The sequence below is a fragment of the Synechococcus sp. MVIR-18-1 genome, assembly GCF_014279835.1.
In the GTDB taxonomy this organism is placed as follows: Bacteria; Cyanobacteriota; Cyanobacteriia; order PCC-6307; family Cyanobiaceae; genus Synechococcus_C.
Map to the genome: position 1 here is coordinate 1,447,053 of NZ_CP047942.1, position 16,826 is coordinate 1,463,878.

17 protein-coding genes are annotated in these 16,826 nt (G+C 53.0%); 10 read left to right on the forward strand and 7 right to left on the reverse strand.

Translation table 11 applies throughout. The features are described 5' to 3' along the window. Position 1: 1 nt before the first annotated feature. From SynMVIR181_RS07620 to mfd, 3 genes are all read right to left on the reverse strand, one after another. The gene (locus SynMVIR181_RS07620) at positions 2–523 is read right to left on the reverse strand and encodes a hypothetical protein (protein ID WP_255444203.1); all 522 of its coding nucleotides are present in this window, start codon (positions 521–523) and stop codon (positions 2–4) included. Between the two features lie 81 nt (positions 524–604). Then, entirely contained in the window at positions 605–793 is a 189-nt protein-coding gene (locus SynMVIR181_RS07625) for a hypothetical protein (RefSeq protein ID WP_186525725.1), read from the reverse strand. A 61-nt stretch (positions 794–854) separates the two neighbouring features. Further along, entirely contained in the window at positions 855–4,397 is a 3,543-nt protein-coding gene (mfd, locus tag SynMVIR181_RS07630) for a transcription-repair coupling factor (RefSeq protein ID WP_186588821.1), read from the reverse strand. A gap of 334 nt (positions 4,398–4,731) precedes the next feature. On the opposite strand from mfd, the gene SynMVIR181_RS07635 reads away from it, so the two are divergent. The 3 genes from SynMVIR181_RS07635 to SynMVIR181_RS07645 all read left to right on the forward strand — a co-directional run bounded on the left by SynMVIR181_RS07635 (position 4,732) and on the right by SynMVIR181_RS07645 (position 5,907). Continuing rightward, complete coding sequence (locus tag SynMVIR181_RS07635) at positions 4,732–4,974, forward strand: hypothetical protein (protein WP_186588822.1); 243 nt, start codon at positions 4,732–4,734, stop codon at positions 4,972–4,974. 30 nt (positions 4,975–5,004) lie between these two features. Beyond that, on the forward strand, positions 5,005–5,562 hold the full coding sequence (locus SynMVIR181_RS07640) for a YqhA family protein (RefSeq protein ID WP_186588823.1): 558 nt from the start codon (positions 5,005–5,007) through the stop codon (positions 5,560–5,562). A gap of 138 nt (positions 5,563–5,700) precedes the next feature. Continuing rightward, complete coding sequence (locus tag SynMVIR181_RS07645) at positions 5,701–5,907, forward strand: hypothetical protein (RefSeq protein ID WP_186588824.1); 207 nt, start codon at positions 5,701–5,703, stop codon at positions 5,905–5,907. Between the two features lie 367 nt (positions 5,908–6,274). Here the strand turns inward: SynMVIR181_RS07645 and rpe are convergent, their stop codons facing one another. Continuing rightward, positions 6,275–6,943 (reverse strand): ribulose-phosphate 3-epimerase, encoded by a 669-nt coding sequence (gene rpe, locus SynMVIR181_RS07650; protein ID WP_186515771.1) that lies wholly within the window; start codon positions 6,941–6,943, stop codon positions 6,275–6,277. A 138-nt stretch (positions 6,944–7,081) separates the two neighbouring features. On the opposite strand from rpe, the gene glpX reads away from it, so the two are divergent. From glpX to SynMVIR181_RS07685, 7 genes are all read left to right on the forward strand, one after another. Further along, complete coding sequence (gene glpX / locus SynMVIR181_RS07655) at positions 7,082–8,086, forward strand: class II fructose-bisphosphatase (protein WP_048348193.1); 1,005 nt, start codon at positions 7,082–7,084, stop codon at positions 8,084–8,086. 27 nt (positions 8,087–8,113) lie between these two features. After that, positions 8,114–9,427 carry a glutamyl-tRNA reductase gene (locus tag SynMVIR181_RS07660; protein ID WP_186588825.1) on the forward strand — a complete coding sequence of 438 codons (1,314 nt, stop codon included), beginning with the start codon at positions 8,114–8,116 and terminating at the stop codon, positions 9,425–9,427. Between the two features lie 93 nt (positions 9,428–9,520). Beyond that, entirely contained in the window at positions 9,521–10,816 is a 1,296-nt protein-coding gene (locus SynMVIR181_RS07665) for a glucose-1-phosphate adenylyltransferase (protein WP_186523055.1), read from the forward strand. A gap of 115 nt (positions 10,817–10,931) precedes the next feature. Next, entirely contained in the window at positions 10,932–12,350 is a 1,419-nt protein-coding gene (gndA, locus tag SynMVIR181_RS07670; protein WP_186588826.1) for an NADP-dependent phosphogluconate dehydrogenase, read from the forward strand. Positions 12,351–12,358: 8 nt separating this feature from the next. Beyond that, the gene (gene pgl / locus SynMVIR181_RS07675) at positions 12,359–13,075 is read left to right on the forward strand and encodes a 6-phosphogluconolactonase (protein ID WP_186588827.1); all 717 of its coding nucleotides are present in this window, start codon (positions 12,359–12,361) and stop codon (positions 13,073–13,075) included. 26 nt (positions 13,076–13,101) lie between these two features. Then, complete coding sequence (locus SynMVIR181_RS07680) at positions 13,102–13,638, forward strand: CIA30 family protein (protein ID WP_186588828.1); 537 nt, start codon at positions 13,102–13,104, stop codon at positions 13,636–13,638. Next, positions 13,635–14,018, forward strand: coding sequence for a hypothetical protein (locus tag SynMVIR181_RS07685; protein WP_186523066.1), 384 nt, complete (start codon positions 13,635–13,637; stop codon positions 14,016–14,018). Before SynMVIR181_RS07680 ends, SynMVIR181_RS07685 begins: the two co-directional genes overlap by 4 nt. A 120-nt stretch (positions 14,019–14,138) precedes the next feature. Here SynMVIR181_RS07685 and ilvD read toward each other — a convergent pair whose 3' ends face one another. Genes ilvD through SynMVIR181_RS07700 form a run of 3 tightly spaced genes read right to left on the reverse strand, consistent with a single transcriptional unit; the run spans position 14,139 to position 16,798 of the window. Continuing rightward, positions 14,139–15,812, reverse strand: a complete 1,674-nt coding sequence (gene ilvD, locus SynMVIR181_RS07690) for a dihydroxy-acid dehydratase (protein ID WP_186588829.1) — start codon at positions 15,810–15,812, stop codon at positions 14,139–14,141. A 53-nt stretch (positions 15,813–15,865) separates the two neighbouring features. After that, positions 15,866–16,156, reverse strand: a complete 291-nt coding sequence (locus SynMVIR181_RS07695; RefSeq protein ID WP_186523070.1) for a hypothetical protein — start codon at positions 16,154–16,156, stop codon at positions 15,866–15,868. A 24-nt stretch (positions 16,157–16,180) separates the two neighbouring features. Next, the gene (locus SynMVIR181_RS07700) at positions 16,181–16,798 is read right to left on the reverse strand and encodes a uracil phosphoribosyltransferase (protein WP_186588830.1); all 618 of its coding nucleotides are present in this window, start codon (positions 16,796–16,798) and stop codon (positions 16,181–16,183) included. Positions 16,799–16,826 lie beyond the last annotated feature (28 nt).

Sequence of the window (16,826 nt, forward strand, 5' to 3'; positions counted from 1 at the left end):
CTTAGACGCGAACTGTTGAGCCGCAGTAGCGATCGAAGAGCTTCAAGACATCTTTGGCAGGAAGCTTTGCCGTATAGCGAGCCTCAAGTTCTGCAAGATGCTGACCACGGGGATACGCCCTAATCGATTTCCATTCCTGTGGTGTTTCCCGTCTCAACACGCGAGACATCATGCGATGTTGGCTCGGAAGTGTGATCGATCCACCGGCGCAGCTTTGCATTCTGTGGGTGGCTTCGTGAGCCAGGGTGTTCCAAACTTGTGCCGCATTGCGGTGCGTACGACACACAATCAAGGTGTCATTTTTTGGGTGGTAAGCCCCTTGCAACCCCGGGGTTGAGCAATCCCGTTGAACCACCCTGACGCCGTGAGACGTGAGCTTGGTGCGTAAGGCATCAACCGCGGCCCAGGATTGCGCGTGGACAGGTGCTGGAACCAGCAGCACTAGAGGTGTGAAGCAAGCAAGCAATGTCCATCGTTTAAAGGGGTCAAGCGGCTGTATTGGCATGGTCCGCCTTCGGGTCACCTCATCAGGGTCGGACATCAATGCATAAAAAAAATCACCCAGATGGGTGATTTGTATGACCAAATGTGAGGGAAGAGCAGCTCAGGCCACGGGCTGCATCAGACCACCACCTGGAGAAGAGTCGTCGTCATCGTTTTCCGTGTCGTTCTGCCACAGAGCAAAAATTCCAAGTGCGGCTGCACCAACCAAACTGCCTAGAAGACTGAGGGAACTTCCCGAAGCAATTGGATCGATGAATTCAGCCACAGGGGTATCACGTCGTAGGCCCACATGGTAACGAAGGATTGCGAATTGTGTTGGACTTTCTCATCTTTCCAGCGCAGGCTTGGGCTCAAACCGTCAAAACAGCCTCGTTACGGTCTTTTTGCTGTCGGTCGCGCTGCTCACGCGTCAGTCCATCCGGATCAGGAATCTGTGATGCCATCTGCTCTAGCCAGCCTTTGAGTTCATCAAGCTGCCTCTCCACAGGCAAGACGCCAAGACCTCGTGCGACGACCTTGGCAACGCTTCCACTTCCCGCCTGATAAACAAGTCGGCCATGAAGATGTTGGGGCAAACCCTGACGAAGAAGACGAAATGCGGGTTCCTCCATCGGCGTTTCGAGCGCAATATTTGGTTTGTCAGGACGAATCCGCGCAAATCCACAGCGTTTCGCAAGCAGCTTGAGGTCCATCAACTGCAGCAGGGATTGAACAGGTCCAGGCAAGGCCCCGTAGCGATCAGCCCAACCAGCAGCCAGTTCCACAAGGGCTTCTGAACTCAGGCACTCGGATGCAGCTCGATACGCAGACATCTTCTCGTCGGCATCCACGATCCAATCCGCAGGAATAAAGGCCGTGACCTGCAGATCCACCTGCGTGTCATCCACTGCGGGAATGTCTTGTCCCTGAATTTCAGCCAACGACTCTTGCAACATCTCCATGTAGAGATCGAAACCAATGGCCTCCATCTGACCGCTTTGCTCCACACCCAACAAGTTGCCCACCCCGCGGATCTCCATATCCCGCATCGCCAATTGATACCCACTGCCGAGCTGGGCGAATTCCTGGATGGCCCGTAAGCGCTGACGTGCCGCTTCACTGAGTGAGGCATCTCCTGGATAAAACAACCAGGCATGGGCTTGGACGCCACTGCGCCCGACCCGTCCCCTGAGCTGATAGAGCTGAGCGAGTCCAAACCGGTGGGCATCCTCAATCAAGATCGTGTTGACACGAGGAATGTCGAGGCCGCTCTCCACAATCGTGGTGCAGAGCATCACGTCGGCTTCCCCTCCGTTGAACGCCACCATCGCGCTCTCGAGCTCACCTTCGGCCATTTGTCCATGGGCCACGAGGAGCTTGAGACCAGGAAGCATTTCACGAAGCTTGCCAGCCACCTCTTCAATCCCTTCCACTCGAGGAACCACATAAAACACCTGCCCACCACGATCAAGTTCTTGGCGGATGGAACTCCGCACCGCCTCATCATCCAGAGCTGCTAGATGGGTTTTGATCGGACGGCGCAACGGTGGTGGAGTGGTAATCAAACTCATCTCGCGCACTCCAGACAAGCTCATGTAAAGGGTTCTCGGTATGGGCGTCGCCGAGAGCGTCAAAACATCCACGTCCTTGCGCAAGGCCTTGATTTTTTCCTTTTGATTCACACCAAAACGTTGTTCCTCATCCACCACCAGCAAACCAAGCTTGTCAAAGGCGGTGTTCTTGCTGAGCAGCTGGTGTGTGCCCACCACCGCATCGATGGTGCCAGCCTTGAGTTCCTCAAGAATTGTTTTGCGCTCACCTGTCGTGCGGAAACGATTGAGCAGTGCCACCTTGATCGGGTAGGGGGCAAAACGTTCTGAGAGCGTGCGCCAATGCTGTTGCGCTAACACCGTTGTGGGAGCCAGCATGGCCACTTGTTTGCCAGCGGTAATGGCTTTAAAAATCGCTCGGATGGCCACCTCTGTTTTCCCGAAACCCACATCACCGCAAACCAACCGGTCCATCGGCTCTGGTTTCTCCATGTCTCGCTTGACATCAACCGTGGCCTTGAGTTGGTCAGAGGTGGGTTCGTAGGGGAAGGAATCCTCGAGTTCAACCTGCCATGGCCCATCGATCGGAAAGGCAAACCCTGCAGCTTGATGGCGTTCGGCGTACAACTTCACCAGATCAAGAGCAACTTTGCGAACCGCCTTGGTGGCCCTCTCCTTCGCCTTCACCCAAGCGGAGCCGCCCATTTTGCTGAGCTGCGGCGGAGTATCACTATTGGCGCGAAACCGACCGAGGCTTCCCAGCTGATCGGCGGCCACCCGCAAGATGCCATCGGAATACTGAACAACGAGGTAATCGCGAACCTCCCCGCTAATCGCTAATTTTTCGAGCTTTTTAAAGCGACCAATTCCATGGTTGCGATGCACCACAAAATCCCCTTGCTGCATCTTGTTGGGATCAACGGTGCGGCTGGCCGCTTTGCGCCGCCTACGCACGTAACCGCTGCTGGTGAGCGACTGCTGTCCAAAAAATTCGCGATCCGTAAGAAGAACCACCCTCCACGCAGGAAGTTGCAGTCCTTCGAGCTCAGCTGTTCCTCGGGTTTTTAAGGCCACAGGTGTGCCCTGCTCAATTAAGCGATCGATCGCTTGCGTATCGGCTGCATTGGGGACAAAGCGCGTGATGCAGTCGTGTTCTTCAAGCAGAGCCACAGCGCGGCTGGGCTGGGCTGACAACAACCAAACAGCCTGACGCTCCCGTTGGTGCTGTTTGATCAATTCACCGAGTTTTCCGAATTGATTGGGATAAGAAGGAACGGGCCGACTGGCGAGATCGAAGGCATTGGGGTGGCTGTCGTGTTCCTGAAGTTCTGCAAGATCGAAACCAGCAAACGCCTCGGCAAGCTCCATCGCCTCCTTGATGGGCCGATGCAAAGAGGGAATGGGAACAGGAAGCTCGGCGTGTTGCTCTTCAGCGTGATCAAGCCACTGCTGCCCATGGGCGCTGCCATGCCGTCGCTCATCGATAGCGATGCAGCAGTCTGCAGGCAAATAATCGAGTAGGGACGCAGGTGCATCCCAGGCCAATCCCATCAATCGACGCATCCCCTCAGGGGTTCCGCCCTCCAGCAGCTCAGTGATCTGCGCCTCATTCAGCAATTGGTCAAGGTCATCAGGCACCTGCTCGCGCAGACGTTCAGCAATCAGAGGACTGAAACCAGTTGGGGTGAGCTTGAGCGTGTCGACGGCATCGAGGGAACGCTGACTAGCTGGATCAAATTCGCGAAGTTTGTCGAGTTCATTCCCAAAGAACTCCAAACGCACAGGAAGCTCACTACTCACGGGATAAACGTCAACGATGTCGCCACGACGACTCCAGGTTCCTTCCTGATCAATCGTCGAGACGCGCTCATAGCCGAGTTGACTCAGGTAGGTCGATAGCTCTTCGAGATCCACAACATCGCCCTTCTTCAAGGCCCGGCAATGCTCTGCAAGTGCCAGCGGAGGTGGCAAGTGGGGCTGCAGACAGCGCTCTGTGGCAACGATCGCCAAATCACTTTTGCTGCGGTCTGTTTGCAGTTCGCTTATCACCTGCAGTTGGCCCCAGGTGATTTCGGTTGTGGAGTCAAAAGGTTCGTATGGAGACCCTTCACTGGTGGGATAAAGCTGCGCACGGGACCAACCCATCAGCTCCAAGAGAGCTGTCCAACGTCCGGCCTCCTCCAACGTGGGAACGACCACCAGCAGCGGCTGATCCATGCGTCGCGCCAATGCACTGGCCACCAACGCCCGAGCGGCTCGGCCAGCGCCGCGCATCAACAGCCTTTGGTCCCGTTCCGCTCGTTCGCACAACTCACCGCTCAGCGCTGAGGTCTGCAACAGACGCACCAAAGAGCTGAGGGGCATGGCGGAACAACTGTCGGCAACGCACGATTCTGTCAAGGACTAGGCCCCAACCGCAGGTTTCTACCCTTTGCCTTTGCCTTTGCCTGCTAATTGAATCCCTGCTTTAAAATAAAAAAGTATTTAGAGGTTTTTTATGCATCCAAAAAATCTATACATCGGCCTACCTCTTCATTAGATATAGAACAGATAAATCATGTTCATAAACTCAAAATTAGCCACGAACGAATCAACAGAAATCAACGAACCATTGGCTTCAAAAGATTCCAACCACACAAAGTTGGCAGCGACGAATTAATCTGTGGCAGCAAGAGATCAGCATCTATAAAATAAACCCATGCCACGTTTTCGCTGCCCAGAATGCTGTTGTGGACCAGCCGTTGTCCTATACCCACCCGCTGGAGCCACGCCAATCTGTGTGCGCTGTGGAACGGTCCTAGAGAAGCAGCCCCTCGTCAAACCGTTGCCCCTCCTCGTGCTGCTGGCCGTTGGTAGCGCCTTGATCACGCTGTCTATTCCGGCACTCTTTACACCGCGTCCGCTTCCGCCACCAACCAATCCACCAGCCGCAACCGTTTAATGAAAAGAACCAAAGCATTAACAATCAACCATGAATGAGCAAATGGCAGAACTTAAAATCAAAAAGAGTCGGAGAGCCCGATTCGAGTCACGTTTTGAACATTTGCTGTGGCGATTCCGATTGGTGACCATCCTGCCTGTCGTGATGAGCCTCCTTGGCAGTGTTAGCTGTTTCATCCTTGGAACCCAAGAGGAGATTCATGCACTCAGTCATTTGTTCAAAGGATCCTTCAATCCAGATCAAAGCATTATCTTGCTTGGCAAAGTGGTAGGCGGAATTGATTACTACGTGATCGGAATTGCCCTACTTATTTTCGGATATGGGATCTATGAGTTGATCATTTCTGACATCGATCCACGACTTCAAGATCTATCAAAAGAGAGGCGAAACATACTCAGCATTACCTCACTTGAATCTCTCAAGCAGAAATTGACAAATGTCATCATCGTCGCATTAATCGTAACAGCATTTAAGCTAATGATTAGCTATGAAGTGCAATCAATATCAGACATACTCCAATACTGTGGATGCGTACTCATGCTTGCGTTTAGTGCTTGGCTTGTTGGCAAAAACCAAAAAAACACATAGGGACTTCATTTCAGCCAGCCAACACCTGAAAAACATACCCCCCACCCCAAAACAGACTCAAACTGAAGACCTTGATCTTTCATTCTTTACATCTCAATATTAGCGCCCTAAACTCATTCAACACATGACCCAGAAGCGATGAAGCTGTACCCAAAAGGCACGGGAGCAGGGATTTCACTATTCATCTTGATTGTGCTCGGCATTTACGCTGTCTCTCAAATCGAAGCCATGAAGCGTGCTGCTTTCAGAGAAGGTTTTAACTGTGCAATCGACGAAACAACCCAAAGCCTTCACTCCTCCTACCAGTGCAGGCATTACAGAAAAGCCTTCAAAGAAAAAATCTAAGACTGAACGGGCGCATCACAGAGCAAGCAAGACAGGCCCTTAACGGCCTAAGGAACGATCGTGGAAGCAAAAATAACGTGCGGTAAATGTTTTCATAAAACCCTCTTTGGGTTCAAACTATCAAGGTCCTTTACCCCTAAAAAAGGCGATTTAAACACTTTCAAGCATTTCACTCGCCAGACGTTCGAAGCAAAAGATGATCCACTCACACAACTGATAGAACCTTGAAATAGCAAAGAAGGTACATCACTTAAAATCATTATGCATTCACCAGTGCATCAAAAAACCCCTGCGATTTGCAGGGGTCATAGAGAAAAGAGTTGGGTCTAAACGAGCAACATTGAATTCCTTGCTAAACGCCAAACAACTAAGGGCGCTTGCTGTTACGGATTCCCTGAATTGCCGCTGCGTAATCGGGTTGGTTGAACACACCAGAACCACTCACGATGGCGTTCGCACCAGCTTCAATCACTTTCCATGCATTAGCACCTTTGACGCCTCCATCCACTTCAATCCATGGATCAAGGCCTTTTTCATCGCACATACGGCGAAGATCACTAATTTTCTTGACTTGATTATCAATAAAGCTCTGACCACCAAAACCTGGATTCACACTCATGATCAAAACAAGATCACAGAGCTCTAAGCAGTACTCAAGCGTGTCGAGTGGAGTGCTGGGGTTAAGCACAGCCCCCGCCATTTTGCCGAGATCCTTAATTTGAGCAAGATTGCGATGCAGGTGAGGACAGGCCTCAACTTGCACAGAAATAATGTCTGCCCCAGCTTTTGCGAAGTCTTCTACATAATTTTCAGGCTGCACAATCATGAGGTGCACGTCCAAAGGTTTTTTAGTTACCGGACGCAAGGCCTCCACAATCAGCGGGCCAATCGTGATGTTGGGAACAAATCGGCCATCCATGACGTCGACATGAATCCAGTCAGCACCCGCCTCGTCAACAGCTTTGACGTCTTCACCCAAGCGGGAAAAGTCAGCAGACAAGATCGATGGAGAGATCACCAGGGGTTTGGTGCTCATGACGGAGTGCGCTAAGGGATAGGCCGATTGTAAAGAGCGCTGATACCACTGATACAGTGAGCCGCGCATCTGAGACAGAAATCCCTGCTGTTGCAGGCTTTCTCCTCAAAGCCTCTCTTTAACCCCCGCAGCACTTACGTGGATCGCACTCTCATCCAGGAAATTCTCGAGATCGTCGAGCAGGCCGCCATCGCTTCCGCCACGCTCTCCGGCAAAGGTCTGAAGGATGAAGCGGATGCATTGGCTGTTGATGCCATGCGCAAGCGCATGAATCAGATCCAAATGCAGGGCCGCATTGTGATCGGCGAGGGGGAACGCGACGAAGCTCCCATGCTCTACATCGGCGAAGAAGTCGGTACCGGCACTGGCCCTGGCGTGGATTTCGCCGTTGACCCTTGTGAAGGAACCAATCTTTGTGCCTACAGCCAGCGCGGCTCCATGGCCGTTTTGGCTGCTTCCGACCGCGGTGGTTTGTTCAACGCTCCCGACTTCTACATGAAGAAATTGGCTGCTCCTCCAGCAGCTAAGGGCAAGGTTGACATTCGCAAATCTGCGACTGAAAACATCAAAATCCTGAGCGAGTGCTTGGGTCTTGCTCCTGACGAGCTCACCATCGTTGTGATGGATCGTGCCCGTCACAAAGATCTGATCACTGAAATCCGCGCCACCGGTGCTCGTATTCAACCCATTTCAGATGGTGATGTGCAGGCCGCTATCGCTTGTGGTTTTGCTGGAACCGGAACGCATTGCTTGATGGGCATTGGTGCTGCGCCTGAGGGTGTGATCTCAGCTGCCGCGATGCGCGCACTTGGCGGACACTTCCAAGGACAACTGGTGTATGACCCAGCCATTGCTCAGACATCTGAGTGGGCAGATATGACGAAGGAAGGCAATCTCGCCCGCCTCGCAGAAATGGGGATTACCGACCCCGATAAGGTGTACGAAGCCAGTGAGCTCGCCTGCGGAGAGCACGTTGTGTTCGCCGGCAGCGGCATCACAGATGGTCTTCTTTTCAACGGAGTGAAGTTCGAAACTGATTGCACCCGCACGAGCAGCTTGATCATCAGCAACCTGAACAACACCTGCAGTTTCACAAACACCATTCACATGAAGGATGGTGCTCAAAGCATCGCTTTGAACTGATTCACGCAGCAACAGAGGGATTTCTCTATGCATATCGCCGTAGTCGGCCTCAGTCATCGAACGGCTCCGGTCGAAGTGCGCGAAAAGCTCAGCATTCCTGAGCAAACCATGGAGGAATCCCTACAAAACCTGCGAAATCATGAGCAGGTGTTGGAGGCATCAATCCTCAGCACCTGCAACCGACTTGAGATTTACACCTTGGTGCGCAACCCCGATTTAGGGATTGCTGCTGTACGTGATTTTCTGAGTGGCCACTCCGGTTTGGAAAGCCGTGATCTATCTCCACACCTGTTCACCTATCACCACGATGAAGCCATCGCGCATTTGATGCGCGTGACGGCAGGACTCGACAGCCTTGTTCTTGGTGAGGGACAAATCTTGTCCCAGGTCAAGAAAATGATGCGCCTGGGGCAAGAGCACAAATCGATTGGGCCCATTCTCAATCGTCTGCTAACCCAAGCTGTCAGCACAGGAAAGCGAGTCCGTTCTGAAACCAATCTCAGCACCGGTGCTGTGTCTGTGAGCTCAGCAGCGGTTGAATTGGCTCAACTCAAACTTGGACAATCTCGCGGCCAGGATGCATTAGTAACGCTTGAAACGGAGCAGATCGCCGTTGTCGGCGCTGGACGCATGAGCCGGTTACTCCTCCAACACCTTCAAGCCAAGGGAGCCTCTGGAGTGGTGTTGCTGAATCGCACGATTGAGCGGGCCTCAGCGTTAGCAACAGACTTCCCAAATCTGCCCATTCAGTGCCGTGGGCTTGATGATCTTGATCAGTGCTTGAGCACCTGTTCGCTGGTCTTTACAAGCACAGCCGCTGATGATCCAATCATCGATGCCAACAGATTGAACGCTCTCAATCGCCGCAGCTCATTGCGACTGGTTGATATCGGCGTGCCTCGCAATATCGCCTCCGACGTGCATGCGGTATCTGGAGTGGAATCCCACGATGTGGATGATCTTCAAGAGGTTGTAGAGCGCAACCAAGAGGCCCGACAACAGGTTGCTCGAGAGGCTGAAGGGTTGCTTCTAGAAGAGAGCCGCCTTTTCCTCGAGTGGTGGGACAGCCTGGAGGCCGTTCCCACCATCAACCGTTTGAGGGCCTCGCTTGAGGAGATCCGAGTGGAGGAACTCACCAAAGCGCTGAGCCGCATGGGTCCTGATTTCTCAGCACGAGAACGCAAGGTTGTGGAGGCCTTAACCAAGGGAATGATCAACAAGATCCTTCACACCCCTGTGACTCAGCTCCGCAGTGCACAGCAACGCAGCGAGCGACAACAGGCTCTTCAGGTCGTTGAAAGAATTTTTGATTTGGAATCTGGAGCGCCCTCGCAAGATTAATTTCCTGCAATCTCCACCATCTGGCCCACGGGTTGGTTTTGAACGCGAAAAATCCAGTAAGTTTACCCGGCATAGCCGAAAGGCGGGAGCGGCATGAAGCGAGTACTGGCAATCATTCTCGGGGGAGGGGCTGGCACCCGTCTCCAACCACTCACAAAGATGAGAGCCAAGCCAGCAGTGCCTTTGGCGGGCAAATACCGCCTGATTGATATTCCAATCAGCAATTGCATCAACTCCAGCATCAACAAGATGTATGTGTTGACGCAGTTCAATAGCGCTTCGCTGAATCGCCATCTCAGCCAGACTTACAACCTCAATGCTGGATTTGGACAAGGGTTTGTCGAAGTTCTAGCGGCGCAACAGACGCTCGATAGCCCGTCTTGGTTCGAAGGAACAGCTGATGCGGTGCGCCAGTACCAAACCCTGTTTAGCGAATGGGATGTTGATGAATACTTGATCCTCTCCGGTGATCAGCTCTACCGGATGGATTACAGCCGTTTTGTGGAGCATCACCGCAGTACGGGAGCAGACCTCACGGTTGCAGCACTGCCTGTAGACGCTGCACAAGCAGAAGCTTTCGGTTTGATGCGTACCGATGAGAACGGAAACATCAAGGAGTTCCGCGAGAAGCCCAAGGGCGATTCCTTGAAGGAAATGGCCGTTGACACATCTCGCTTTGGCCTCAGCGCTGAGTCCTCTAAGGAGCGTCCTTACCTCGCTTCCATGGGCATTTACGTCTTCAGTCGTAAAACCCTTTTTGATCTCCTCGATTCAAATCCTGGACATAAGGATTTCGGCAAGGAGGTCATCCCAGAAGCGCTCTCTCGTGGTGACACCCTCAAGAGCTATGTCTTTGATGATTACTGGGAAGACATCGGTACCATCGGAGCCTTCTATGAAGCCAATCTGGCCCTAACGCAGCAGCCAACTCCTCCATTCAGCTTCTACGACGAAGCGTTCCCGATTTACACACGCCCGCGGTATTTGCCACCTAGCAAGTTCGTGGACAGTCAGATCACAGATTCGATCATTAGTGAGGGATCGATTATCAAGGCCTGCAGCATTCACCACTCCGTCCTTGGTGTGCGTAGTCGCGTGGAAAACAATGTGGTCCTCCAGGATTCATTGTTGATGGGAGCTGACTTCTTTGAATCTCAAAGCGAACGCGAAACCCTGAGAGCGCGAGGCGGTATTCCTGTCGGCGTTGGCGAGGGCACCACTGTGAAACGAGCCATTCTTGATAAGAATGCTCGGATCGGTAAGAACGTCACCATTGTGAATAAGGATCACGTGGAAGAAGCTGATCGTCCTGACCAAGGCTTCTACATCCGTAACGGAATCATCGTTGTCGTTAAAAACGCATCGATTGCCGACGACACAGTGATTTGACGACAAAGTGATTTGAGGATCGGCGCTTCCATCTCTTATCCCTGACAGAGGCGGACCAGTTCGCAGCCGATCTTTGATCCTGTGGTCACACTGACTTCAGTGAATGCAGTTTTTGATGTCCAAGTCTCACTTTGGTCTTATCGGTCTAGGCGTGATGGGCGAAAATCTTGTTCTCAATGCTGAGAGCAACGGTTTTTCGAGTGTTGTTTACAACCGCACTTATTCAAAGACAGAAGACTTTCTGAAAGGTCTTGGTGCCGGTAAAAACATTCAAGGTGCCACCGACCTGCAGGATTTTGTCAACAAATTGGAACGACCTCGCCGCATCTTGATGATGGTGAAAGCAGGGGGTCCTGTTGATGCTGTGATTGAACAGATTTCTCCTTTTTTAGACGAAGGTGATCTCTTGATTGATGGTGGCAACTCGGAATATCACGACACGGAGCGTCGCGTAGCCGAGTTGGAAAGCAAGAGCTTTGGCTTTATTGGCATGGGCGTGTCTGGCGGTGCCAAAGGTGCTCTTGAGGGTCCGAGCATGATGCCTGGGGGCACCAAAGCCTCCTACGACGCCATTGAGAGCCTCGTCACAAAAATGGCGGCCCAAGTCGAAGACGGTCCATGTGTCACCTACATCGGCCCAGGAGGATCCGGGCACTTTGTCAAAACAGTGCACAACGGCATTGAGTACGGGATCGAGCAAATCCTTGCTGAGGGCTATGACCTCATGAAGAGGGTGGGGGGCATGAATGGCACACAGATGGCCGACGTTTTTGCCCATTGGAACAACACAGAGGAGCTCGCCTCTTACCTCGTTGAGATCACAGAAGTCTGCTTGCGTACCAAGGATCCCGAGGATGGGAGCGATCTGATCGAGAAGATTCAGGACAAAGCTGGCCAAAAAGGCACGGGTTTGTGGACTGTGGTGAGCGCCCTGCAGATGGGTGCGTCTGTGCCAACCATCTACGCAGCTCTCAATGGTCGCGTGATGAGTTCAATGAAAGATCAGCGCGTCAAAGCGGAAACCGTCCTCAAAGGCCCCGCCGTCAAGTCCTTTGATTTGGGCACCCCTGCCGATGGAATGGCGCCTCTGATGGATGCGATGGTGCTCGCCTGCATGGCCAGCTACGCCCAAGGGATGGAGCTTCTGCGGATCGCTTCCGCTGAGCATGATTACAACTTAAATATGCCCTCCATCGCTCAGATCTGGAAGGGTGGCTGCATCATTCGCGCGCGACTGCTCAAGCGGATTCAGGATGCATTCACGACCGATCCGCAGCTCAACAATCTGCTCATTGATCCTTGGTTTGCCAATCAAGTCAACACCCGACTTCCTGGCTTAGCCAAAGTCGTTGCAGGAGCCGCAGAAGCAGGAATTCCCGTGCCCTGCCTGAGCAACACCCTCGACTACATCAACAGCTACCGCACAGCTCGTCTGCCTCAAAATGCAGTTCAAGCCATGCGCGACTGCTTTGGCTCACACACCTATCAACGCGTTGATAAAGAAGGCAGTTTTCACACCGAGTGGTTGGATTGATCTGAGCGATGACCTCCTATCGAATCGAACGGGCCCGAGATCCCCAGGATCTAGCTCTGCGGGCCGCTGAATACATCGCCACAGCGATACAACTGGCGCTCGATCAACGCGATCGTGCTCAGATTGCTCTGTCGGGAGGGACGACTCCCTCCAAGGCTTATCAGCGGTTAGGCCAACAACATTTGCCCTGGAATCGAGTGGATGTGTTTCTTGGAGACGAACGCTGGGTGTCTGCTGATGACGAGTCCAGCAATGCCCGCATGCTTCGCTCCACGTTGCTCCTAGCCGGCGAGCCCGCGGCAGCGGCCTGCTTTCATCCTGTTCCAACGGTTGAGCTGCCCTCGCCAGAAGCCAGTGCCGATGCTTTCGCAAAGCTGATAGCCAACAGCTGTAGTGGCGAACCACCCATCTTCGACATGATGGTGTTGGGCCTTGGTGATGACGGTCACACCGCCTCACTCTTCCCCGGCACTGACGCTCCTGAGGTTCGTGATCGCTGGACCACGATTGGACGGGGTAAGGGATTGGAGCGCATCACACTGACTGCACCAGTACTCAGCGCGTCTCGAACCGTGATGTTCCTGGTTAGTGGTGCCAACAAAAGGGAAGCCCTGCGACGCTTGCTCGATCCAGCTGAATCCCCACTACGCACTCCCGCAAAATTGGCCCAACCAGAGGCTGAAATTATTGTGCTCGCCGACGAAGCTGCCAGTGAAGGTCTTTAAATAAGCTTTCCTTGTGCAGGGTTGAGATGACCACCTCCCGCGTCTCATTCGATTCCTGGGCCACGCTCAACGACACGATCATGGGTGGGACAAGCCAAGCCGGCTGCCGCCTCACTCCTGAAGGTCTGTTACTGGAGGGTGAGGTGGTTGCTGATGGCGGCGGTTTTGTGAGCTGCCGTTCCCCCTTATTCAGACCCCCCCTCGATCTTTCGGCTTTCAGCGGCTTGCGCATAGCGATCGAAGCAGAAGGGCGAACTTTGAAATTTGCAGTGGCCTGCTCTGATGGATTGATGGGACTCACAGAAATGATTCCTGGCGGATTGCGCTGGGTGACACCCGTTCCAACAGAGGTGGAAGGAACCACTGTTGTGGAGGTTGCTTTTAAAAATCTTCAGCCCGTGGTCCGTGCCAAACCGGTGGGACTTCCTTTGCGCTTTGATGCGTCAGCAATCACGCGCTTACAAGTGCTCCATTCGCGGTTTGATGAGGCGGGATCCACCAATCCAGGCTTCCGTGCGGGTGCAATCCGACTTCTGATTCATTCGATCGAAGCCTACAAATGATCGATTTAGCAGTTGTGATTGCCCACACGGCTGATCTCTGCCGTAAGCCATACCAGCATGCTGTTGTTCCAATTCACGAGGATGAAGGACCATCCAGCATTGATGATCTCTTTGTTCGCATCGAAACCCGTGATGCGTCTGGATCTCGGATGGAGGACATGGACCTCGAACTCGAGATCTATCGAAGCGGCAGTGATGTGAATCTCATGCTGAGTTGGTGTGATCAAGCTGAGCGCCCCATGCTTTGGCAGGGGCAGCATCCCGTTTGGATGCATGGAGATAACGGCATGCGCTGCACGGCACCAGCCGACGGCCAACCCTTAGAAGCGATGGCACGACGGCTCAGAGCACAACTCGTGAGTCAATCTCGATTGGATTGATCTAACGATCTCAGCTCAAGACAATCCTGCAGCAAACATAGTTCAAACATATTAATGGCGTAGATGTCCATCAACCATGCCACTACTAATGAATCAATTAAAACCCTCCTTAAGAGAGCATTAATCAGGCTGATCTGTCACGGCACCAAGGCTCGAACTCGAAACGAGTCGAGCATATTTGCCAAGAACTCCTGTCTTATATTTAGGCTGATGCCCTGACCACATGCTGCGGCGGCGTTCGAGTTCAATCTCATTCACATTGAGTTGAAGAAGATTTTGATTGGCATCCACTGTGATGCTATCTCCCTCCATCACTAGGCCGATTGCTCCCCCAACGGCAGCCTCTGGTGCCACGTGGCCAACAACTAAACCGTACGTTCCACCGCTGAAGCGCCCATCCGTAATCAGCGCCACCTTATCCCCGAGTCCCTGACCAACAATGGCAGCAGTTGGTGCAAGCATTTCACGCATTCCAGGTCCTCCTACAGGACCTTCCTGGCGAATCACGATGACATCGCCGGCATGAATATGTTTGCCAATAATTGAAGCCAAACAATCCTCTTCGCTTTCAAAAACCCGAGCAGGGCCAGTGAGAACGGGGGTTTTAATACCGCTGATTTTGGCGACAGCTCCCTCGCATGCCAAATTTCCCTTCAGGATCGCCAAGTGGCCTTTCGCATAAAGAGGATCACTCAGTGGCCTGATCACTTCTTGTCCTTCAGGAGGTGTGGAAGGAACATTCGCCAAGAGTTCTTCCAGTGTTTTGCCTTCAATCGTGCGGCAATGGCCATGAAGCAGTCCTGCGTCCAATAGCAATTTCATCACCTGGGGAATACCACCTGCCTGATGAAGATCCACGGTGACAAAACGACCACTCGGCTTGAGATCGCAAATCACTGGCACCCGCTCTCGGATCATTTCAAAATCATCAATACTGAGATCAACGCCAGATGTGCGCGCGATCGCGAGCAAATGCAACACAGAGTTGGTGGACCCGCCCACCGCCATGATCACACTGATCGCATTCTCAAAAGCTTCACGCGTGAGTAAATCAAGGGGGCGAATATTAGATTTAATGGCTTCAACAAGAATTTCACCGGAACGGGCTGCACTCTCTGCCTTTTCCTCATCTTCAGCAGCCATCGTTGAGCTGTGGGGAAGACTCAGCCCCATCGTTTCAATCGCAGCACTCATCGTATTAGCGGTGAACATACCTCCACAGCTTCCAGCTCCTGGGCAGGCATTTTTTTCAATCGCTGTCAGCTGCTCTTCATCAATCTTCCCGCTCGTAATCTGACCTACAGCCTCAAAAGCACTCACAACAGTGAGGTCACAGCCTCCAAGTTTCCCAGGCTTAATGGTTCCCCCATACACAAAGATCGAGGGAATATTCATACGTGCCATCGCCAACATGGCGCCAGGCATATTTTTATCGCAGCCACCAACGGCCAGAACACCATCCATGCTCTGGCCATTGCATGCCGTTTCAATCGCATCAGCGATGACCTCACGGCTCACCAAGGAATATTTCATTCCCTCGGTGCCCATAGAAATGCCATCACTGACAGTGATCGTGCCAAACATCTGAGGCATTCCGCCTGCCTTTCGAGCAGCGTCTTCTGCACGACGGGACAGGGCATCCAATCCCATGTTGCACGGTGTAATCGTGCTGAAACCGTTTGCGATCCCGATGATTGGCTTGCCAAAATCATGATCACCAAAGCCAACTGCTCTCAGCATTGCTCGATTGGGTGAGCGCTGAATGCCTTGAGTAACGGCGTCTGAGCGAAGCATGGCAACGACTGGATCGCAGATGGGGACAAGCCCCAACTTACCGGCCGTGGTGGTTACGACTTGGAGCCGAGGTCTTCAAGCTGACGACGGACATCAGAGATAGCTGAATTGAGCTGCTCAACGCGATGTTCCAGTTGATCGTCACGATCGGCGTATTGATTGGCCTCAAAGGCCTCACTGCCGTCTTGCATCCTTGGCGCATAGAGCATGGAGCGCTGACGCTTGATCCGCTGACGCCGTTCTGCTTCGGTGAGCAGCCACCAACCCACACCTGCTGCCCCAATAAGGGCTCCGCTCAGGAGTGTGAAGAGTGTTCCTGAGGTGGATTCTTGCTGCCTGCTCATCGCCGCCGATGGATTTTTTCAAGCCTAGGTCGAGGGAGCTGTTCTGATTTGCAGCCTTTGAGATGTGTTGCCAATCCCTGGAGAAATCTGCCCATCTGCATTGAGTTCTTCATCAATGCAGGCGGTGTGGATGGTGAGTTCGGGGAATGTTTCACCCAGTCGTTTGAGCCCAGGGCTGGCTGTTAAGGCTGAAATCACACGAAGCCTTCGACTCTCAACACCTTTTGAGACAAGCTCCTCCATCAGCCCGACAAGCTCTTCCCCATCACTGATTTGATCGATCAGCAAAACCAGCCCAGCGTTGGCTTCAATCGTTTCAGGCAAACCACCCAGGCAGAGCTCTGCGTGGGGCAGCACTTGCCTAGCCCCTTCCCAGAGCATCAACCCGCCAGGGAGAGAAGGCACAGCAAGCAAGGGAACACCCGTTTCAATCACAGTTCCTTCCGTGAGCTCTAGGGCGGTTTGCACCTCTTCGCGGCGATGGGGGAGCCAATCCCTCAAGGCCTCATAGGTGAGCCAACGTCCCAACTCCTCAAGCGCTGTTCGGTACAGCGACGGCGGGGTCCCGGCATGGCGCAACATCGTGAGCCAGTGAGCAATCAGTGGATGGGGGGGAACAATCACCCTCAAGGTTTTGGCCATGGCACGTAGCTGGGCAGCTGTCTGCCAT